This is a genomic window from Olsenella sp. oral taxon 807 (assembly GCF_001189515.2).
Classification (GTDB): Bacteria; Actinomycetota; Coriobacteriia; order Coriobacteriales; family Atopobiaceae; genus Olsenella_F.
This window is the reverse complement of record NZ_CP012069.2, coordinates 1,532,762-1,552,659: the sequence shown is the minus strand read 5'-3', so window position 1 is coordinate 1,552,659 and position 19,898 is coordinate 1,532,762. Positions and strand designations below refer to the sequence as shown.

The 19,898-nt window shown below is 62.2% G+C and carries 13 protein-coding genes; 9 read left to right on the top strand and 4 right to left on the bottom strand.

All coding sequences use genetic code 11. The features are described from left to right. Window positions 1–2: 2 nt before the first annotated feature. On the bottom strand, window positions 3–986 hold the full coding sequence (locus tag ADJ70_RS06605; RefSeq protein ID WP_050344445.1) for a hypothetical protein: 984 nt from the start codon (window positions 984–986) through the stop codon (window positions 3–5). 279 nt (window positions 987–1,265) lie between these two features. On the opposite strand from ADJ70_RS06605, the gene rpmF reads away from it, so the two are divergent. The 7 genes from rpmF to ffh all read left to right on the top strand — a co-directional run bounded on the left by rpmF (window position 1,266) and on the right by ffh (window position 9,518). Further along, a complete protein-coding gene (gene rpmF / locus ADJ70_RS14060) occupies window positions 1,266–1,445 on the top strand; it encodes a 50S ribosomal protein L32 (RefSeq protein WP_083443861.1) in 180 nt (59 codons plus the stop codon). A gap of 99 nt (window positions 1,446–1,544) precedes the next feature. Then, on the top strand, window positions 1,545–2,528 hold the full coding sequence (plsX, locus tag ADJ70_RS06600) for a phosphate acyltransferase PlsX (RefSeq protein WP_050344444.1): 984 nt from the start codon (window positions 1,545–1,547) through the stop codon (window positions 2,526–2,528). Between the two features lie 91 nt (window positions 2,529–2,619). Further along, window positions 2,620–2,871 (top strand): acyl carrier protein, encoded by a 252-nt coding sequence (locus tag ADJ70_RS06595; protein ID WP_050344443.1) that lies wholly within the window; start codon window positions 2,620–2,622, stop codon window positions 2,869–2,871. Continuing rightward, a complete protein-coding gene (gene rnc, locus ADJ70_RS06590) occupies window positions 2,868–3,644 on the top strand; it encodes a ribonuclease III (protein ID WP_083443860.1) in 777 nt (258 codons plus the stop codon). Before ADJ70_RS06595 ends, rnc begins: the two co-directional genes overlap by 4 nt. A gap of 17 nt (window positions 3,645–3,661) precedes the next feature. After that, entirely contained in the window at window positions 3,662–7,216 is a 3,555-nt protein-coding gene (smc, locus tag ADJ70_RS06585) for a chromosome segregation protein SMC (protein WP_050344442.1), read from the top strand. Continuing rightward, complete coding sequence (ftsY, locus tag ADJ70_RS06580) at window positions 7,216–8,121, top strand: signal recognition particle-docking protein FtsY (protein ID WP_050344441.1); 906 nt, start codon at window positions 7,216–7,218, stop codon at window positions 8,119–8,121. The genes smc and ftsY overlap by 1 nt, the downstream gene beginning before the upstream one ends. 2 nt (window positions 8,122–8,123) lie before the next feature. Then, entirely contained in the window at window positions 8,124–9,518 is a 1,395-nt protein-coding gene (gene ffh, locus ADJ70_RS06575) for a signal recognition particle protein (protein ID WP_050344440.1), read from the top strand. 500 nt (window positions 9,519–10,018) lie between these two features. Here ffh and ADJ70_RS06570 read toward each other — a convergent pair whose 3' ends face one another. Then, entirely contained in the window at window positions 10,019–11,656 is a 1,638-nt protein-coding gene (locus ADJ70_RS06570) for a L,D-transpeptidase family protein (RefSeq protein ID WP_050344439.1), read from the bottom strand. Between the two features lie 201 nt (window positions 11,657–11,857). Between ADJ70_RS06570 and ADJ70_RS06565 the strand changes: the two genes are divergently transcribed. Then, the gene (locus ADJ70_RS06565; protein WP_083443859.1) at window positions 11,858–12,712 is read left to right on the top strand and encodes an RNA methyltransferase; all 855 of its coding nucleotides are present in this window, start codon (window positions 11,858–11,860) and stop codon (window positions 12,710–12,712) included. A 95-nt stretch (window positions 12,713–12,807) separates the two neighbouring features. Here the strand turns inward: ADJ70_RS06565 and ftsH are convergent, their stop codons facing one another. Then, window positions 12,808–14,700 carry an ATP-dependent zinc metalloprotease FtsH gene (ftsH, locus tag ADJ70_RS06560; protein WP_050344438.1) on the bottom strand — a complete coding sequence of 631 codons (1,893 nt, stop codon included), beginning with the start codon at window positions 14,698–14,700 and terminating at the stop codon, window positions 12,808–12,810. A gap of 307 nt (window positions 14,701–15,007) precedes the next feature. Next, entirely contained in the window at window positions 15,008–16,927 is a 1,920-nt protein-coding gene (locus ADJ70_RS06555; RefSeq protein ID WP_050344437.1) for a fructose-bisphosphatase class III, read from the bottom strand. A gap of 1,716 nt (window positions 16,928–18,643) precedes the next feature. Between ADJ70_RS06555 and ADJ70_RS06550 the strand changes: the two genes are divergently transcribed. Then, window positions 18,644–19,873, top strand: a complete 1,230-nt coding sequence (locus ADJ70_RS06550; RefSeq protein WP_050344436.1) for a zinc ribbon domain-containing protein — start codon at window positions 18,644–18,646, stop codon at window positions 19,871–19,873. Window positions 19,874–19,898: the final 25 nt, after the last annotated feature.

Sequence of the window (19,898 nt, the reverse complement as noted above, 5' to 3'; positions counted from 1 at the left end):
ACTCAACGGGGTATGATGCTGGTGGGATAGGTGGGCACGTACGAGAGAGCCTCAAAGAGGCGTCCCGAGCGATGTGTGTCAAAGGAGAGGAAGCGCGTGAGCTCCAGTACCTCCTTGCGCTCGGGATCATCATCGTCCACATAGAACCAGTCATCGGGTACTCCGGGGTTCCAAGCGTGGCAGTCTGACAGGACCGCCCCGAGGCTTGGGAGGACGAGCGCCGTACGGTATCGCGGGAACTCGTGAGCTGCGGTCGTCTCAGGGTCGGGCGTACTGGATGCGTCGATGCTTCCAAAGAGGTTAACGGACACGTGGAAGCGCATCTGGTCGGCGGCGGCACTTGCTGCCAGTTTGCCCACAACGCCTGCGTCGATGCCGGCGCGTGCGGCATACTCGCGTGCCTTGCGAACGGCTCCGCTGCGGATGTAGCCAAGTAGCTCACCTGGGACGTCCTCTACCCACGCGGCATGGTAGCTCCGCTCGGCGGGAAAGAAGGGGAAGCTGTTCTCTGGCACGATATCACGGAAGTATGCCGACCAGATCGTGCGGTCATCGGATGGAAACGGCCTTAGGCTCCACCGCCCCCACCCTACAGGACCCTGTGCCGCGACCAAGCCCGTCGCCTCTGTCGCGGTGACGGCGATGACGAAGGCTGGTTGGATGTACCTCGGGTGCTCAGAGATGACAAGATAGGGATCTCTCAGAGCTTCCAAGGCATTTCGGAGCTCGTCGTTGGGATTGCCCTCAACGTCCACCCAGCCCTGGGGCTCGAGCCGCTTGACGAGCTTTCCCAGCCAGGTGTCACGCTTGCGCTGCAGATTGTCGTCGTTAGTGCGAGGAAGCCTGATGTCACCACAAGAGAGGAGGCGCGCCTCGGGACCACCAAGGAGGCAGAACAGATCTGTGCTTGAAAGATACAAGTGGCTGAGTTCGTCTTGCTCCGTCTGCTCGCCACTGTCCTCGCTACGTCTGAAGATGAACGACACAATATCCCCTCACCGGTTTGGACCCGTGCACGCATCATAGAACGTCAGACCCGTGATCGGTTCACATTACTTGCGTGCACGGTTGTCATTGTAGTCCATGTGTGGTTACCAACAGTGTACGCGTAGCAGTGCGTTCTTCGTTCAGTATATGGAAGAATCGCTGTGAAGGGGACAGGATCCCCATGCAAGATACTCGTACATGGTATAGTCACATATTGCATTGAAAGAGGATGAGTCGCTTGTGCCTTATAGGGCGAATAGATTCAAGAGAGGTTCAGAATGGCAGTACCTAAGCAAAGGAAGGGTCGTGGCGCCACGCACACCCGTCGCTCGGCTAACAGTAAGCTCGCCGTCTCGCCACGCTCGGTGTGTCCACAGTGCGGTTCAATCAAACTTCCGCATCATGTGTGCCCCAACTGCGGCTATTATAGGGATCGCGAGGTCGTTGTCACTGAGTAGCCGAGCCGCGCAGATCTCCTGGGCGACCTCGGAGGCCGACCCGTGAGGGTCGGCCTTCTCTTGTTTTGGCGTGTGGCATGCCCAGATCGAGGAGGGACAATGAGTTGCATATGCGTTGACGCCATGGGCGGGGATGAGAAACCCGATGTAGTCCTTGCGGGGATTGAGGCCGCGCTTGCGACCGAGAAGGGACTTTCGGTCATCGTTGCCGGAAACGATGAGGTGGTCACTCCCTTCTGCGCTGGTCGTGAGCGTGCGAGGGCACTCGTGACGACAGAGGTCATCGAGATGGGGGAGCACCCCACCGAGGCCATACGCACCAAGAAGGACTCGAGTATCGTGCGAGGCTGTGCTGCCGTGCGTGACGGCGAGGCTGACGGATTCTTCTCGGCAGGCTCGACAGGTGCCGTCTTTGCCGCAGCCAGCTTGGGTGTGGGCAGGATAGCTGGAGTCAAGCGCCCCTGCATCGCGACGGCCCTCCCTGGCACCACGGGAAGACCCACCGTCTTGCTCGACATGGGGGCCAATGCCGACGTGAGGCCCGACATGCTCGTCCAGTTCGCGCAGATGGGACGTGCCTACTCAAGAGTCGTCGTTGGTGTCGATGACCCCACGGTGGCGCTCTTGTCCAACGGCTCCGAGGACACCAAGGGATCAAGTGCCGTCGTGGCCGCCCATACGGCACTGGCAGCGCTTGGCGAGAGCTGGTTTGTGGGCAACTGTGAGGGTACGGACCTGCTTGCTGGTCGCTTTGACGTTATCGTGACGGATGGCTTTACCGGAAACGTCGCCCTGAAGTCACTTGAGGGCACGGCGAAGTTCCTGCTCGGTGAACTCAAGAGTGCCATCGGGGACTCCAAGCGCGCGGCTGTCGGCGCCCTCATGATCAAGCCTGCCCTCAAGGACCTCTCTCAGAAGCTCTCGGGTGACGCGTACGGCGGAGCCATCTTCTTGGGTCTCAAGGCACCGGTCCTCATCGGTCACGGTGCCACCTCGGCCGAGGCTGTCAAGAACGGGACGCTCGCCTGTGCCCGCGCCCACGACTCCCGACTCGTGGATAGGATAGTTGCCGAGGTGGCGTAGGCGAGTGGTCAGGCCGAGAGTACAATCGTATTGCAGATAGCCAGCTTGCCGAGGGCCTTGGAAGCTGACCTGAGTCACCTGGAGGGTGATCATGGACCATGCCGCCATTCTCGAGAGGGTCATTGCGCTCACGAGTGAGGAGCTTGAGTGTGATCCCGCCGGCCTGAGTGAGGACACCGAATTCAAGTCGCTTGATGCGAACTCGTTTGACCTGCTTGAACTCATCATCGCCATCGAGGACGAATTTGGCATACCGTTTGACGACGAGAAGCCGCAGACCATCGTGAGCATCGCTGATGTGGTACGCGTGATCGAAGCTGCCCGCGCCGAGGAGACCTCTTGAGGCTTTACAAACACGTGAGCGCAGTCGAGGCGCTCATTGGTCACGAGTTCGCCGACAAACAGCTCATAGGCGCTGCCCTGACCCATCCTTCCGCCGTCGAGGGAAGGCCGGTCTCGGCCTCATATGAGCGTCTCGAGTTTTTGGGCGACTCCATATTGGGCGCTATGGTCGCGACCGACCTCTACGAGCGCTTCCCCGAGATGGACGAGGGTGGCCTTACCAGGCTCAAGATCTCGCTCGTCTCGGGCAAGACGCTAAGTGAGGTGGCAGGTGCGCTCGGCCTCGGCAAACACATCGTCTTCGGCGAGTCTGAGCGGGGCACGGGGGCGCGGGGCCTGAGCTCTGCGCTCGAGAACGTCTACGAATCCATCGTAGGTGCGCTCTACCTTGATGCGGGCTACAGGAAGACCCATGACTTTGTGAAAAGGACCCTCGGCCCCCATGTCTCGCCTGAGCTTGCCAAGGAACCTCTCTCGCCCAAATCACGGCTCCAGGAGGTCACACAGAGGGCGTACCGCTGCGCTCCGGTGTACAAACTCGTGGGCGCGGAGGGTCCCGCGCACAGTCCCACCTTCACGAGTGTCGTGCTGATCGAGGGCAGGCGCGCAGGACGAGGTCGTGGTTCCTCCAAGAAGGAGGCGCAGACTGCGGCGGCCCTTGACGCGCTTGGCCACCTGAGTGAGCGCGTGGATAACGGTTTGGGCGACAGGGTCTTGGCAGGCGGCGTCACGCGAGCTGCGACCTCACCAGACGATGGTACCGGTACCATCTAGGAAGGTGGGCCTCTCGCGTGTATCTCAAGTCGCTAGCGCTTAAGGGGTTCAAATCCTTCGCGGACAGGACACTCATGTCCTTTGATCCTGGCCTCACCGTCGTCGTGGGACCAAACGGAAGCGGCAAGTCAAACATCGCAGATGCCATGCTCTGGGTGCTTGGCGAGCAGAGTGCGAAGATGTTGCGCGGCCAGGCCATGGAGGACGTCATCTTCTCGGGTTCCTCTGGTCGCTCTGCCGTCGGCCTTGCCGAGGTCACCCTCACGCTCGACAATACGGACCACACCCTGCCCATCGACTTCTCCGAGATCGCCATCACGCGCAGGATGTATCGCTCGGGCGAGTCGGAGTATCTGATCAACGGCGCCTTGAGCCGACTGCGTGACATCACAGACATTCTGCATGACTCGGGTCTTGGCAAGGACACTCACTCCATCATCTCCCAGGGCAAGCTCGACTCCGTCCTGTCCAGCCGTCCCGAGGAACGCCGTGAGCTCGTCGAGGAGGCGGCGGGCATCTCCAAGCATCGCAGACGCAAACTGCGCTCTGAGCGCAAGATAGCCACCATGCAGGATAACCTCATCCGTGCCAAGGACATCCAGCGCGAGATCAACAGGCAGCTTCGGCCACTTGAGCGTCAGGTAGACAAGGCGAAGCGCCATCGAGACCTCGCTGACGAGCTCTCGAGGCTCAGCTGCACCCTTGCCGTCGACGACCTCAGGCGTCTGCAGGAGAGCTACGGTGTCCTCGAGGGGCGCGGGCGCGAGGCGGAGGCTGCCATCGAGCTTGCGCAGTACCGCCTCGACGAGAAGGGCAGGGATCTTGAGCGATACCAGTCCCTCCTCGAGCAGAAGGGCATCTTCGTGGGCGACCTCGGCGAGCAGCGTCGTCGCATGCAGGGCGTGCTCGCTCGCATGGACTCGGACATGCGTCTGCTCGAGGAGAAGGGCAAGAACATGGTCTCGCAGCTCTCGGAGCTGCGGGCGAACCTCTCCTCTATGGAGCACAGTCAGGCCGACGCCACCAGGGAGCACGAGCGGGTAGCGGCTGAGCTTGCGAGTGTGCGTGGAGAGGAGGGACAGCTCAGGCAGGATGTGGACGCGCTTACCCCCAGGCTAAGGGAGGTGCAGGAGAGGCACCGCGCGCTTAGCGCCGAAGTCTCTCGCCTCGGCGCCGACCAGCGCTCAAGCCAGCGCGATGCGGACAAGGAGGCCCTCGCCCACGCGAAACTCAAGGACCAGATCTCGAATGCCGAGGTAGAGGATCAGATGTTTGCGAGTCGCCTCGCGCAGATCGAGGACGGGATCGCGACTGCCGAGGAGGCGCTGCGTGGGCTCAGGGCGCAGAGGGAGAAGGTCGAGGACGAACTCTCTGACGCCCGCAGTCAGGCCGACACGTCTGCGCGGCGCATCGAGGTCTGCCAAGGCGAGCTTGCCTGTGCGAGAGACGCTGAGAGCGCTGCCCGTGAGAGGCTCTCGGGTGCCAAGGCCACGCTCTCGGCACTCGAAGCGCTTGACGCCCAGGCAGAGAACTCAAGCGCTCTGGTGGCCAAGCTCACGAAGGACTCACCCGAGCTCGTCCTTGCTCGCATCGCCGATCTCGTGGAGGCGCCGGTGGAGCTTGAGGGACTTGTCGAGCGTATCTTGGGGGAGGACCTTTCGGCCTTGGTCACCGCCACAACGGAGGGACTTCAAGAGTTGGTGGGCCATGCCCTTGCGTCAGGTGTCACCGGTGGGGCCACGATTGTCTCGCTCGATCGTGTGCGGTACGCTGCCGGACAGAGTGTCCCAGAGGCAGGTGAGACGACAGGGGAGCCTCTTGTGGGGCAGGTCAAGGCGAGGGAAGGTTTTGAGGGGCTCGTTGCTGCCCTTCTCGGTCGCATCCGCCTTGTCGATGGCCTCAATGAGGCGCTCGACGCCAGTGCAAAAGACCCTGGACACTGCTATGTGACGCGTGATGGCGTGGTCGTGGGCACTGATGGCAGGACGTCTGTGGGTGTGGTCCCCTCAGGTCCCGACCAAGGCGCGCTTGAGCGCAAACGTCGCATCCGGGCGGGTAGGGAGGCCCTCGTCGGCCTCGAGGAGGTGCTCGCTCATGCAAAGGACGAGGTCGTGGGCGTTGAAGGGGCGCTTACGTCGGCTAGGGACGCGAGCGCTACGGCCAAGGGCGAGCTTGCGCGCCTTTCGGGTGAGCGCTCGTCGCTCGGCTCCGAGCTGGGTCGCCTTGAGGCGCAGTTACGGCAGGCTCGCTTTGAGCAGGCTCAGGTCTCCAAGAGTCGTAGGGCAGCAAGGGAGCGCACGGCACAGGCCCGAGCCGAGGTGGAGAATCACGGGAGACTCGCGCGCGAGGCGCAGGAGCGCGTCGCGGGCCTTGCCGACAGACTCGAGCGGGCAGACGCCGATCGCCTGTCTGCCTCTCGCGAGGAGCGGGAGCTCTCTGACGAGCTCTCCGGCGTCAAGCTCAGGCTCGCGACGGCCTCCGAGCGCAAGAGGCACCTTGCCGCCCGGGAGAAGCAGCTCGCCGCGCAGCTGGACGCCATCAAGCGCCGCCTGACCCAGACCGTGCGGACCGCCGAGGCGCTCGATGTCGTGCAGCTCAGGGTCGAGCCCCTCCACAGACGCTACGAACAGATACGACAGCGTGCCGTTTCCTGGGCGTCGAGGCTCAGGGACAGGGCATCGCTCGCCGAGGCGGACTCCGACTCGCTCAAGAAGACGATAGGTGACGCCCGCAGGGCCGTGGAGGATGCCGCAAGTGAGCTCGAGGCCGCCAAGGCGCGGCTCGGCGACGTCAGGGTCGAGAAGGGTAAGATCGAGGTGCAGGTAGAGAATACCATTGGTCGGATCACGGCCGACGGTCACGTCCTCGAGGATGCCCTCAGGTTGCCCGCGCCCGATGACCGTGAGGCCATGGAGCGCAGGATCGGAAGGCTTCAGCGCGAGATCGAGGGGATCGGCCCGGTGAACGAGGTCGCGATGGACGAGTACGCGCAGCTCAAGGGGAGAGGGGACTACATCGCCGAGCAGGTCGAGGACCTCGAGAGGGCCGAGGCTGCCCTCAAGAAGATCATGGCCGCGATCGAGCGCAAGATGCGTCGGCAGTTCGTCACCGTCTTTGACAGGGTGAACGCCAACTTTGCGGAGATCTTCTCGCTGCTCTTCCCTGGTGGCCAGGCGCATCTGGAGCTTCTCGAGCCCGACCACCTGGACGAGACAGGCATCGAGATCGTCGCTCAGCCGCGTGGCAAGAGGATACAGAAGATGACGCTCATGAGCGGTGGGGAGAAGTCTCTTACGGCCCTCGCGCTCCTCTTTGCGGTGTACAAGGCGCGCACGGTGCCCTTCTACGTCTTCGACGAGGTCGAGGCAGCCCTTGATGACTCGAACCTCTCGAAGCTGCTTGACGCGATCGAGACGCTCAAGGATACGACGCAGCTCATCGTCATCTCCCACCAGAGGCGTACGATGGAGCAGGCGGACGTGCTCTATGGTGTGTCCATGCAGGCCGATGGCGTGAGTCATGTCGTCAGCCAGCGTCTGGACAAGACAACAGGAAAGGTGGTCGGTGCCTGATGGGGCTTGCTGACAAGCTGAAACGGGGTCTCGCGCGCTCGCGGGAGGCCCTGAGCGAGATCTTCTACATGGGTGGCGAGGTCGACGAGGACTTCTGGGAGGAGCTCGAGGATCGCCTCGTGATGGGCGACATGGGTGGCGAGGTTGCCTTACAGGTTTCCGATGACCTGCGCGAGCAGGCAGCACGAGAGGGTCTCAGGACGGCCCCGCAGTTGAGGCGCGCCCTGGCCGATCGCCTGGCCAAGGCGTTTCCCCAGGCCACGCGCGATCCCTTTGACGATCTGCCCTCCTGCGTACTCTTCGTGGGCATCAACGGTACAGGTAAGACGACAACGGTGGGAAAGCTCGCCAGTGTTGCCAGAAGGCGCAGGCAGAGTTGCCTCATCGGCGGTGCGGACACCTTTCGTGCCGCTGCAATCGAGCAACTCGAGGTCTGGGGCGAGCGCGCAGGCGTCGAGGTCGTCACTCGCGAGCGGGGGGCGGATCCAGCGAGCGTCTGCTATGATGTGTGTGAGCGCGCCGAGCGCGAGGGCACCGATCTCGTCCTCATCGACACGGCAGGACGCCTTCATACGAGCTCGGACCTCATGAGGGAGCTTGCCAAGGTCGTGGACGTCACGCGCAAGCGTTCTGTGCTCCCCGTCTCGGTCGTCCTCGTGATCGATGCGACGACGGGACAAAATGGGCTTGCCCAGGCGCGGGAGTTCAACGATTCTCTTGATTTGGACGGGATCATACTCACGAAGCTCGATGGCACCGCCAAGGGCGGCATCGCCGTCGCCATCGCCCATGACCTAAGGCTGCCTATCTTTCGCATCGGTGTCGGTGAGGCCGTGGGTGACCTGCAGCCCTTCGACGCACATGACTTCTGTGCCGCCCTCGTGGGTACGAAAGAAAGGGGATAGACATGTTCGACAGCCTCTCCGACAGGCTCCAGTCGACCTTTGACGCGCTGAGGGGCAAGGGACGTCTCAGCGAGGATGACATCAGCAAGGCCATGCGCGAGATTCGCATGGCGCTGCTCGAGGCGGACGTCAACTACCGTGTCGTGAAGGGCTTTGTGGGCAGCTGCAAGGAACGCTGCATGACCGTCGAGGTCCTCGACTCGCTCACGCCCGCCCAGAACGTCGTGAAAATCGTGCTCGACCAGCTCACGGAACTGCTCGGCTCCACTGAGTCCAAGCTCGTCTTTGCGCAGAACCGCACGCCTAACGTCATCATGCTCGTGGGTCTTCAGGGATCGGGCAAGACGACGGCTGCGGCAAAGCTCGCCTACCTCCTCAAGCATCAGGGAAGAAGCCCGCTTCTGGCGGCCTGCGACACCCATAGGCCGGCCGCCGCCGACCAGCTCGAGACGCTCGGCGGCGAGATAGGTGTGAGGGTCTTTCGCGGCGACGGCAAAGATGCCGTGAGGGTGGCATCAGGAGCCATCCGGGAGGCTGTCGATCACCTCAACGACATTGTGATCGTGGACACGGCTGGACGTCTGCAGATCGACGAGGAGATGATGCGCGAGGCCGTCGACATCAAGCATGCGGTCAAGCCCGACCAGATTCTCATGGTCGTCGATGCGATGAGCGGACAGGACATCGTGAACGTCGTCAAGGAGTTCTCCGAGCGCGTGGACTTCGATGGCGTCATCATGTCCAAGCTTGATGGCGACGCCCGCGGTGGCGGTGCTCTCTCGGTCCGAGAGGTCACGGGTAAGCCCATCAAGTTCGTCTCGATGGGAGAAAAGCCCGACTCGCTCGAGACCTTCCACCCAGACCGCATGGCCAAGCGCATCCTCGGGATGGGTGATGTCTACGGCATCATCGAGCAGGCCCAAAGAGTTGCGGATGAGCAACAGGTGGCCGATACCGAGCGCATGCTGCTTGAGGGCTTCAACATGAACGACTATCTCTCTCAGCTACAGCAGATACGCAAGATGGGTGGCATTTCGAAGATGATAGGCATGCTACCCGGCGGCGAGCGAATGATGCGCCAGTCGGGAGCACGCATGGACGAGTCTCAGCTTACGAATATCGAGTCTATCATCCACTCCATGACCAAGGAGGAGCGTCTCAAGCCCAAGAAGATCAACGGGCAACGCCGCCGTCGCATCGCCGCAGGCTCGGGCCATAGTGTTCAGGAGGTCAATCAGGTCATCAAGCAGTGGGGCGAGATGAACAAGATGATGGGCAAGATGAGGCAGGCCATGGACGCAGGTCCCAGAAAGTCCAAGCGTAAGCTGAGGGGCATGATGCGTGACATGGGCATGGATGGCCTTGGCAGGGGTATGGGAGGAAACTTTCCCTTTTAGGGGGTTTGTGTGGGTTGATACCCCGGTGAAAACGCCAGCCTGACGGCGGCGCCACTCGCGCAAAGCCTGTTTTCCCGACCAGGGGAGAGGCGGGCCACCGAGGGGGCGCTGCCGGCACACCATGGCGGTTGGGGCGCTCGTGCCACCCGACGCAGCTTACGTCGCAACAGTGTACACAAATGCCCTAAAACGGCTCCGAGAGGCCATTTTCGCCGATCTGTGTACACTCCTGCGTCCCCACGCCTGTCCACAACGTCGCAACAGTGTACACAAATGCCCCAAAATGGCTCCGAGAGGCCGTTTTCGCCAATCTGTGTACACTGTTGCGTCGTCGTCGCCTTGGTGGTGATGCCCACGCCGCCCTAACGGTAACGCAACCACCCACCCACACGAACTCACGAAGCCTCTCAAAGCTGCAAGGCACGAGACTGGGGTGTGGTCGGTCATACAGCTTTCAAACGAGTTTGCTACGTGCGTCGCTGTCACGCACGCAGTAAGCGCTACTCGTGGACAACCACCACATCGCCTATCTCTGTCAGATCGTAGAGCTCAGCCGCCGCTGAGGTGGGAAGGTTGATGCAGCCATGGCTCCCGTTGTGCCGGTAGATGCCGCCGCCAAAGGAGCCCCTCCACCATGCATCGTGAAACGCTACGAGGTTGTCGACGAAGGGGACCCAATATTTCACATGGCTCGTGTAGTCGGGCTGTCCGTCATGGTTCTCGTCGACGCCTTTGAGCGTCTGGTTTCTGCCCTTGTAGTTGTTGACGGCGTAGACGCCCTCAGGTGTGCTGTGATTTACCGAGGGATTTCCCGAGACGAAGTCTGATTCCCAGATCAGCTCGCCGTTCTCGTTATACATGCGGGCATGCTGCTCGGAGAGGTCCGCGTCGATGTAGCGCTTGGGCCAGTCCGCACTTCCGGGATTGTACGTCGCGGCAGTTGCGGAGAAGGGGACTTGGACGGTTGTCGCGGTACCTGCGGTGATGTTGTTAGCGATGGTCTGTGCGAGCGCCGCGCCATCGACCGTCCATCCGTAGGTGCCGCCCGACACACTCACCTCCTTGCCGTAGGGTGTCGTATAGTTGCGCGTGGTACCTACCGTATCGACGCTTTCGGAGAAATCGCCTCGCGTCCATTCTGTGATCGCATCCACGTTGACAGTTGGTGTTAGGGTGTCGTCCAGCACCATCCAGCCAGCGATCTGGTCAGCCGTGACGGTGGCGGCGGTCTTATCGTTGACAGTAAGATTCTGTGTGGCCGCAAGCATTGTGTTTGCCTTGTTCTTGGCATTGGCGAGCTTGGGATCATTCGAGAGGACCGTCGGGGTGACGAGCGCGTCCTCGCCAAGGCTGAGTTGTTTTGCTGAGGTCGAGATAGCGGCCTTTACATGGGAGAGGACGCTCTGCTCGTCCACGACGGTGCCGCCCTTCTCGGGTGTGATCTCGTAGGACTTACTCTCTGCGTTGTATGTGATAGTCGCGTTGGTCGGTGGCGTGGCGCCGACGTTGGCCATGTTGACCGCGCCCTTGACGGCGGCCGCAAGTTTGTTCTCGTCATAGGAGGGCAAGAAGTTAACGGTGATGTCGTTTCCCCTGAACATCCTGACCGGCCACTGCCACGCGGCACCAAGCCGGTCGATGTTGGCAAGGGCATGCGTGAAGTTGTAGTCAAGGGTGATGTCGGAGGCCTTGACCGTGAGCTTGACGTTATCGCCCGTCGTGTCGAGCGCGTAGGCGCTGCTCTCCTTTTCGTAGGTCTTGGCCACATCGGCGGCGCTTTTGAGCGACTCGTCCCGCCCGTTGATCGTGGTGCGGGGCATGAACAGCAGGTTTGTGAACACCACGACGCCTGCGAGGTAGATGACGGCAAGCGTAGATATGATGGCGATTGGGATCTTCCAAAGGCCAAGCCCCTTTCCCGCCGCTGCCTTCGCCCTTCTCTTCGCGTTCGCCCTCGCCCAGGCATAGGTCTCTGCTGGAGCGGAACTCTTGAAGTGCGTCGGTGGGGCGGACGACTTGACGCCCTGCTCGGAGCTGATGGTCTCGAAGCGCTTCCGGGGCTTGCGGCCCCCAGTTGCCTTGCCTGTCCCAGTAGGCTTCGAGCTGCGCTTTGCCTGTGAGGGGGCCTTCTTGGTCATACCTGGTGTGCTCCCATTGACTTCAGGGACCTTTTTAATCGCTTCATTCTGTGCGTTCACGTGGATGCGTCCTTGCCTCTATCCTCGTCCCCGTGCCTGTCGCTCGTCCTGGGGACCCATCGCTACCTATCATGACGCTCTTGCGCATGGGCTACTATGGTACCCAAAGCATAGGAGCTTAGAGAAACGGCGATTCATTCGATGTCAACAACACGTATACGTAACATAGCAATAACATGTATTCGCACTGCCTCTGACCCGCAGATTACACCATATGTCGAGCTGAGTGGCAAACAGCTAAAAAACCGCCTCAACCCCAAGGACGCCCTCGTCATCCTTGAGAGCCTCAACGTGCTCCGGTTTGCCTTGGAGTCGGGCGTCAAGTTGGTCTCTGTTCTTGTGGACGCACGGCACCTCGAGCGTCTGCTGGAGCAGCTGCCACAGCTAGGCGAGGGAGGCGTTCCCATCTACTATGCGCAGAGGGAGGTGCTGAGTGCGATCGCGGGCATCGACGTGACCCGTGGCTACCTGGCCTGCGCGAAAAGGCCACATCCCCTCGGGATGGACGAGCTGCTCTCCCTCGCCCGGCGGATCGTCGTGCTCGAGGGTCTCACCGACGTGAGCAACGTGGGTGCCATATTCAGGTCCTGCGTCGCGCTGGGGGCGGACGGAATCGTCCTCTCGCCCGAGTGTGCCGACCCGCTCAACAGGCGTGCTATACGCGTCTCGATGGGGACCACCCTCAGGTTTCCCTGGGCCCGTGCTGAGGGGCCTTGGCCCAAGCCGTTCTTCGCCGCCCTGAGGAGAAGGGGCTTCAGGACCGTTGCCCTCACGCCCGAAGAGGGCGCCGGCCCCATCGATGCCATTGCCGGGGAGCTTGGCGCAGACGAGAGGGTCGCGCTCGTCCTTGGCAGTGAGGGCTGGGGGCTCTCACGAGCCGTGCTCGACGCCTGCGACAGCAAGGCTACCATTACTATGGCGGAGGGCATCGACTCCCTCAACGTCGCGACAGCGAGTGCCCTCGCCTGCTGGGAGTTCTTCGCCAAGCGCAGGTGATTGCCTATGGTTGCTGGCCGGGGATGTTGTCGATCGTCAACGGTGCGGGCGGGTGAGGTATGCCGTGAGCCGCCGTATGCGTCGTGAGCCGCGCCCTACGTCTGCTTGGGTAGAGTCGGGGCGAAACCATCGTCTTGCTTGAGGATGCGCATGAACTCCTCGCCCGTGATGGTCTCCTTCTTCTGAAGGTAGTGGGCTATCTCATGGAGCTTGAAGCGGTTGTCTCTGAGGGTTTGGAGGGCAGTCTGATGGCCCTCCTCGACGAGTGCCTGGACCTCGGTGTCGATGTCGCGTGCGGTGCCTTCCGAGCAGGTGATCTCGTTGACGCCGCCCAGGTAGCGGTCGCGGCTCTCGCCGAGGGCCACCATGCCGAAGCGCTCGGACATGCCGAGCTGCGTGACCATCGCCCGTGCGATCTTGGTCGCCTTCTCGATGTCGCTGGCCGCGCCCGAGGTCATTTGACCGAAGATGAGCTCCTCGGCCGCCCGGCCCCCACAGAGTACGGCCAGCCTCTGCTTGTACTCCTCGCGCGTCGTGAGGTAGTGCTCGTCCTCCTCGGCCTGCATCGTGAAGCCCAGCGCCCCTGAGGTGCGCGGTACGATCGTGATCTTCGAGACGGGGGCCTTACCGTCCTGGACGGCTGCTACGATCGCGTGGCCGGTCTCGTGGTAGGCGACAACCTCCTTCTCATGCTCTGAGAGGACCGTCGACTTCTTCTTCTCACCGGCGATGACGACGTCGACCGACTCCTCGATGTCGGTCTGGGAGACACGCAGGCGGCCCATGCGCACAGCGCGCAGGGCCGCCTCGTTGATCATGTTGGCGAGGTCCGCGCCCGAGGCCCCCGGTGTCTGGCGGGCGACCGCGCCGAAGTCTATGGCCGATTCCATCTTGACGTCGTTCGCGTGCAGCTTGAGGATGGACTCGCGGCCCGCAAGGTCGGGAAGCTCCACCGGGATGCGGCGGTCGAAGCGGCCCGGCCGAAGTAGTGCCAGGTCAAGTGAGTCGGGGCGGTTCGTAGCCGCGAGGACAACGATGCCCTTGTGGTTGTCGAAGCCGTCCATCTCGGCGAGGAGCTGGTTTAGGGTCTGCTCTCGCTCATCGTTCGTGGTAAGACCGGTGTCGCGTCGCTTGCCTATGGTGTCGATCTCGTCGATGAAGACGATGCAGGGTGCCTTCTCCTTGGCCTGCTTAAAGAGGTCACGCACTTTGGCGGCGCCTCGACCGACGAACATCTCGACGAACTCAGAGCCCGAGATCGAGAAGAACGGAACCTTGGCCTCGCCTGCGACGGCCTTGGCGAGTAGCGTCTTGCCCGTGCCGGGGGGTCCCACGAGCAGGGCGCCCCTCGGGCAGCGCGCGCCGATGGCGGCATACTTCTCCGGATGCTCAAGAAAGGAGACGATCTCCTCGAGAGAATCCTTGGCCTCGTCCTGGCCAGCCACGTCCTTGAAGGTGATGCCCGTCTCCTCGCCCTTGACCTCCTTGGCGCCCGAGCGGCCCAGTCCGGCGCCAAAGCCCAGGCCGCCGCCAAAATTCATGGACGGCCCGTCGTCGCCCATGGCCTTCTTGAGCCTGCGGTTGAGCAGCCATGCGCCCCCGATGAGGACGATGAGTGGCAGCATGTTGATGAGGAGGTAGAGCCACATGTTGGCGTTCGAGTCGGGAATCTGGGCCACCATCTCGACCTTGTGCTGCTCGAGCGTGCTCACGAGTGAGCTGTCATCGGGCCAGGCGGTCGTCTTGTATTCCTTGGCGTCCGCTCCCTCGCCTATCGTGTAGGAGATCTCGTTCGAGCTCGTGTTGAGCTGTACCTTCTTGACCTTGTCATCCTTTACGTCGTTGATGAACTGGCTGTAGCTGACGTCCTTTACCTGCGTGGCCATGATGCTGGGGTAGAGGTAGGTTCTCAGCGCGACCATGGCGATGATGGCGAGCAGCATATAGATGGCCATCGATCTGCGCTTTTTGTCGTCGTCCATCTCCATCTTGGATGAGGCTCCTTTTGTCTAGGGTGATGCGGCTTTCGTCCCTGCGTTGGCTACGGGACCCGCTCAGGCGAGGATGGCCTCCCAACTCAAGAGGAACCCGTCACCGTTCAGGTACGTACCCAGCACGCAGACGGGTACCTGACATTGATACCCAATAGCGCCTGATTCACGCTGCGTTCATAAAAGCCCTGTCCAGCATCCTTGTGATGGACGCAAGCATCTCCGCCGATCGCCACGGCGCCGCCGCCTGCCACGGGGTGTGGGTCGCCACGGCGGCTTCGATCGTCGCGAGTGGCGCCGCTCGTTACTTGACCCGCTCCTTGACAAGGCCCGTTCGATAGGCATCGAGGAGCTGGTGCAGGCAGTCGATCTGCTCCATGAGCCGCACGCCCGTGTCGCTGTCTCGTATCCTCAGGGGCGGCTCCTCGCGCTCGATCGTCGTCGACTCGCTCAGGATGTCGGCGTTGTCCTCAATGGCGGCCTCGATGCCCATAAAGGGGCGGTGGGCCTTGATGCGCATGCTCTCGGCGGTCGAGATGAGCGTGTACCCTGCGATGCCGGTCTGCTTGTGGTACGCCTCGCAGAAGCCCCCGTCGATCACGAGCAGCCTTCCCTCGCCCTTGATGGGACTCTCGCCGTCGATGGCGCGTACCGGCTTGTGACCGTTGATGATGTGGGAGTGCTCGCCCGAAAGGCCAAACTCCTCGAGGATCTCCTCGCAGACCGCGCTCGAGCGCGTCGCGTAGAAGTAGGGGTCCTGGGGCTCCTCCCAGGCGGAGCGGTCATCGACAAGGCTGCGCTCGAAGGTCTTGACCACACGGCCTGACAGGGGGGAGTGCTTGCCGCACCACAGGTACCACATCCAGTCAAGCGCGTTCTGGTCGCCTTGCATCCATGCGCGCCGCGCGATGCGGTCGCAGAAGTCCATGAAGCTCCTGCCCGAGTAGGGGTAGCCCTCGCAGATGACGGTCGAGAAGGTCCCGTCAGCCTCAAGCGGGATGCAGCCGTGGAAGAGCAGGTTGCCGTTGGAGACGAGGTAGATTGAGCCCACCTCATAGAGGAAGCCCACATGCTTGCGCAGGCGCTCGCTCTGTGCGAAGGCCTGCTTGAGGCCGTCCATGACCTCTTGCTCCTCGGTCGAGAGCGCATAGGGGTCTGCGGCGTTTACGGTGGGAAAGTCGCAGGTCGAGAGCGGCAGGTCACGGCCTGCGACGTGCACCGTCCCATGGCTTAGGTCCATCTCGTCCAAAAGCAGGCGTGTCGTCATGTCAAAGTCGGGGTGGCGCTTGATGAGCTGTCCTTCCACCTTGAAGAGGATGATGGAGATGGCCTTCTCCATCGGGGAGATCACGTCATCCGCCCGGTAGGTCCTCTCTGCGAAGAGGGCGAGCTCGCGCAGGGAGATGCCGTAGGCGCTCTCGAGCACCTCAAGGGTGTGGTAACGGACATTCGTCCGTACGACGGAGGCGATGCAAGCCTCCGAGCCTGCTGCCGCCCCCATCCAACAGATGTCATGGTTGCCCCACTGGAAGTCCAGGGAGTGGTACTCCACGAGGCGATCCATGATCTTGTCCGCGTGTGCCCCTCGGTCGAAGACGTCCCCTATGAGGTGGAGGTGATCCACGGCGAGGCGCTTGACGAGGGCTGCCAGCGAGCAGATGAAGTCGTTGGCGGCGCCCGTGCGTATGATGGAGCGGATGATCTCCTTGTGGTACTCGTGGCGACTCGTCTCGCCGCTTGCCGATGCGTGCAGCAGCTCGTCGATGATGTAGGCGTAAGCGACAGGCATGGCCCGACGCACCTTTGAGCGGGTGTAGAGGCCCGAGAGAGTGCGTGCCAGGCGCACGAGCAGCATGAGGTTTGTCTCGTACCAGGCATCATCTGGAATGTTTCGCCTGCCGAGGAGGCGGAGTCTCTCCTTGGGGTAGTAGATGAGCGTGCAGAGGTCGGCACGGTCCGCCGCCGAGAGCTCGTCTGAGAACAGGTGCTCCACGCGCTCGCGGATGACTCCGGAGCAGTTGTTGAGGATGTGCTCGAAGGCCTCGTACTCGCCGTGTACATCGCTCATGAAGTGCTCGGTCCCCTTTGGTAGGTTGAGGATGGCCTCAAGGTTTATGACCTCGGTGAACGCTGCTTGACGGGTGGGGAAGTCCTTAGCGAGGAGCTTGAGGTAGCGCAGTTCGGCGTCGTTGGGTGCGCCCTGCGGGGCATTTTGGCGTGTCATGGTCCTCCAATCGGCAATGTGGTGACCTTGGGCGGGTTTTCGTCCGAGACCGGGTGGCCTCTGACTGGGCTAGGAGGTGGATTCGGACGTCCGCCTTAGGCGTTATGTTTGCCTCCATTATCTCTATGGAAGACGTGTCGCGGCGGCCACGCCTGCGAGTGGTCGTGTATGCGGTGAACCTGCGACGTATGCTGCGAACATATGTGTCGCGCACTCAGAGTGCGCCTTTCCGTCATGGCGGGACCGCGTGGGCGCCCAGAGTGCGCCTTTCCGTAAGCCGTCGGACGCAGAATGCGCCTTTCCGTAGAGTGCGCTTTTCCTCACCTGGGCAAATGCGGCGCTGCCTCACGGAAAAGCGCAGTCTGGGACGCGCGACTCACGTAAAGGCGCACTCTGCATGCGAGTGGTCACGCAGACTGCGTCTTTACGTCACGGCGCGCGTCCCCCACTTTGGCTTCTGAGGGAGAAGCGAAGCAAATCGGCTTTACCAGCCGAGAAACCATCCTGTCTGCAAAGAGATTTCCTCTCGTTCGGGGGTCGTCTCTGGGCTAGGTCCTGGGTACGCTCCGCTCGGGCTGTTTCCAGACGCCGACGTAATGCCTACAGGTCCAAAGGTCGTCCCGACCTGCACTGTCAAACTCCTTGAGCGCTCTGTTCGCACTGCCACTCGGCCTTGAACGTGTAGTCCCGTACGTTCACCGGCGAGTGGCAGTGTGAGATGCACTGCACAGTACGTTCACCGGCGAGTGGCAGTGTGAGTAGTACTGCCACTCGGCCCCGAGCGTACCCAGACCCCATCCCTTCACTGCCACTCGGCCCCGAGCGTACCGATTTGGTACGCTCACGCCCGTTTGGCAGTCCCGGCCGCACTGCCACTCGGCCCCGAGCGTACCCAGACCCCATCCCTTCACTGCCACTCGGCCCCGAGCGTACCGATTTGGTACGCTCACGCCCGTTTGGCAGTCCCGGCCGCACTGCCACTCGGCCCCGAGCGTACCCAGACCCCATCCCTTCACTGCCACTCGGCCCCGAACGTACCAATTGCACTGCCACTCGGCCCTGAACGCGATGCGTGGTACGTTCACCAGCGACTGGCAGTGAACATCACACTGCCACTCGGCCCCGAGCGTACCCAGACCCCATCCCTTCGCTGCCACTCGGCATCGATCGTACCGATTTGGTACGCTCACGCCCGTTTGGCAGTCCCAGCCGCACTGCCACTCGGCCCCGAGCGTACCCAGACCCCATCCCTTCGCTGCCACTCGGCATCGATCGTACCGATTTGGTACGCTCACGCCCGTTTGGCAGTCCCAGCCGCACTGCCACTCGGCCCCGAGCGTACCCAGACCCCATCCCTTCACTGCCACTCGGCCCCGAACGTACCGATCGCACTGCCACTCGGCCCTGAACGCGACGTGCAGTACGTTCAACGGCAAGTGGCAGTGTCGATGCGCCGCCAGCTGCCCCGATCGTCTCTCGCAACGCATCCATGTGGGCAGGAGAATTGAGGTTCGTGCCCACAGCCATGTGGGTCGGGCGGTATCGCCGACGAGGGCAAGGTGCCGTCCACGAGGGCAAAGCTGTATACTGTCCCCGTCGGGCGTACACGTTCTTCCGTTGTGCGTACATGTCTCTCATCTGCGGTGACCCTGTGGCTGTGGCCGAGGTGATCGACGTGGGATGCGTGCGGACGCGAGAAGAGAAAGGTCTGCTGACATGAGATGCCCTAACTGCGGCTGTGAGGTTGCCGGCGACAGGCTCTACTGCCCTTTCTGCGGAGTCTCCATGGGAGGCGCCATAGACTTTGCCCAAGGTGAGTCAAACAGCTGGGATGGGGCGGTCGAGGCCGCAGGCAGTGGGACTGCGGTGGGCAACGCTGCGGCTGCGGGATCCTTCCCGCAAGTAGATCAAGATGGAACTACCCGAGCGTATGGCACCGACCAGGCGCACGTCGCGGCGGAGCAGAGCGCGTTCACGGCTGAGGTCCTCGGGGCGCCGCCGTCACCCCAAGACATGGGTGCTGGCCCGCAGTGGGCGGCTGACGTCACAGGTCCCGTGACTGGTCCCACCTTCGGCTCTGCGGCCCAACGACGTTCTGGTGCGAGCCTTCCGGTGGCGTGGGTGGTTGGCATCGCCATGGCCTGCCTCTTGCTTGGCGGTGCCATCGGTTTTGCGCTCGACGAGGGTCGCATCAGGGACCTGTCCGAGGATGAGCTCAGGTCGGGGTACGGCTTGGTACGCACCGTGGACCTGGAGGGTATGAGCGCGGAGGACCTGCTCGAGAACTACGACCTCGTTCGCCTTGAGGATCTCAAGGATATGATGGGAGGCCTGCCCTCTGGTGGCGGCGATTCGAGTGGTACGCCCGGCCAGCCCGGTTCCCCCTCGGGCACGGACGGCGCGCTTGCCGGTGACGTCTCTTCCAACTGGGAGGACATGGAGTTCGCGTTCGAGGGCAAGAAGCTCAAGCTCAACACCAGCACGCTCAGGAACATGGAGGACACGACGGGATGGAAGGTTGACCTCTCTGGGTATCCGAGCGGCTTTATCGTCAACGCTGGCCAGACCATAGCGAGCATCAGGCTTTCGAAGGCTAAGGCTGGCGCAGGTGCTGCGGGCAGCTCCCCCTACTACCTTACCGTGGACGTCACAAACCCGGGGTCTGACGTCCGTGGCGTGGAGGACTGCACGCTTGTGGGCATCTCCTTGAGCGGGACCCCAGAAGGTGCGCCTTCCCTCGTTGTCGCCGGTGGAATCAGCTTCGGCATGGCAGATGCCGATGCCGCGATCAAGTCGATAGGGTCGAAGCCCAACAACCAGTCGAGCGGCGAGGGCTACCGCTCGCTCACCTGGACGTCAGGGGACTACAAGAAGTCGCTCGGCCTGAGCTTCAACAAGAACTTTGACTGGAAGCTGAGCAGCATCAGGCTCTCTATTCACCGGTAAGGGAGCGGGCGGATCGAAAGCTGCG

Excerpts from the sequence above, each read along its gene's own strand:
- ADJ70_RS06565 (WP_083443859.1), top strand. The coding sequence starts at position 11,858 with ATGTCAACAACACGTATACGTAACATAGCAATAACATGTATTCGCACT.
- ADJ70_RS06570 (WP_050344439.1), bottom strand. The coding sequence starts at position 11,656 with ATGACCAAGAAGGCCCCCTCACAGGCAAAGCGCAGCTCGAAGCCTACT.
- ffh (WP_050344440.1), top strand. The coding sequence starts at position 8,124 with ATGTTCGACAGCCTCTCCGACAGGCTCCAGTCGACCTTTGACGCGCTG.
- rpmF (WP_083443861.1), top strand. The coding sequence starts at position 1,266 with ATGGCAGTACCTAAGCAAAGGAAGGGTCGTGGCGCCACGCACACCCGT.
- ftsH (WP_050344438.1), bottom strand. The coding sequence starts at position 14,700 with ATGGAGATGGACGACGACAAAAAGCGCAGATCGATGGCCATCTATATG.
- plsX (WP_050344444.1), top strand. The coding sequence starts at position 1,545 with ATGAGTTGCATATGCGTTGACGCCATGGGCGGGGATGAGAAACCCGAT.
- ADJ70_RS06550 (WP_050344436.1), top strand. The coding sequence starts at position 18,644 with ATGAGATGCCCTAACTGCGGCTGTGAGGTTGCCGGCGACAGGCTCTAC.
- ftsY (WP_050344441.1), top strand. The coding sequence starts at position 7,216 with ATGGGGCTTGCTGACAAGCTGAAACGGGGTCTCGCGCGCTCGCGGGAG.
- ADJ70_RS06555 (WP_050344437.1), bottom strand. The coding sequence starts at position 16,927 with ATGACACGCCAAAATGCCCCGCAGGGCGCACCCAACGACGCCGAACTG.
- ADJ70_RS06595 (WP_050344443.1), top strand. The coding sequence starts at position 2,620 with ATGGACCATGCCGCCATTCTCGAGAGGGTCATTGCGCTCACGAGTGAG.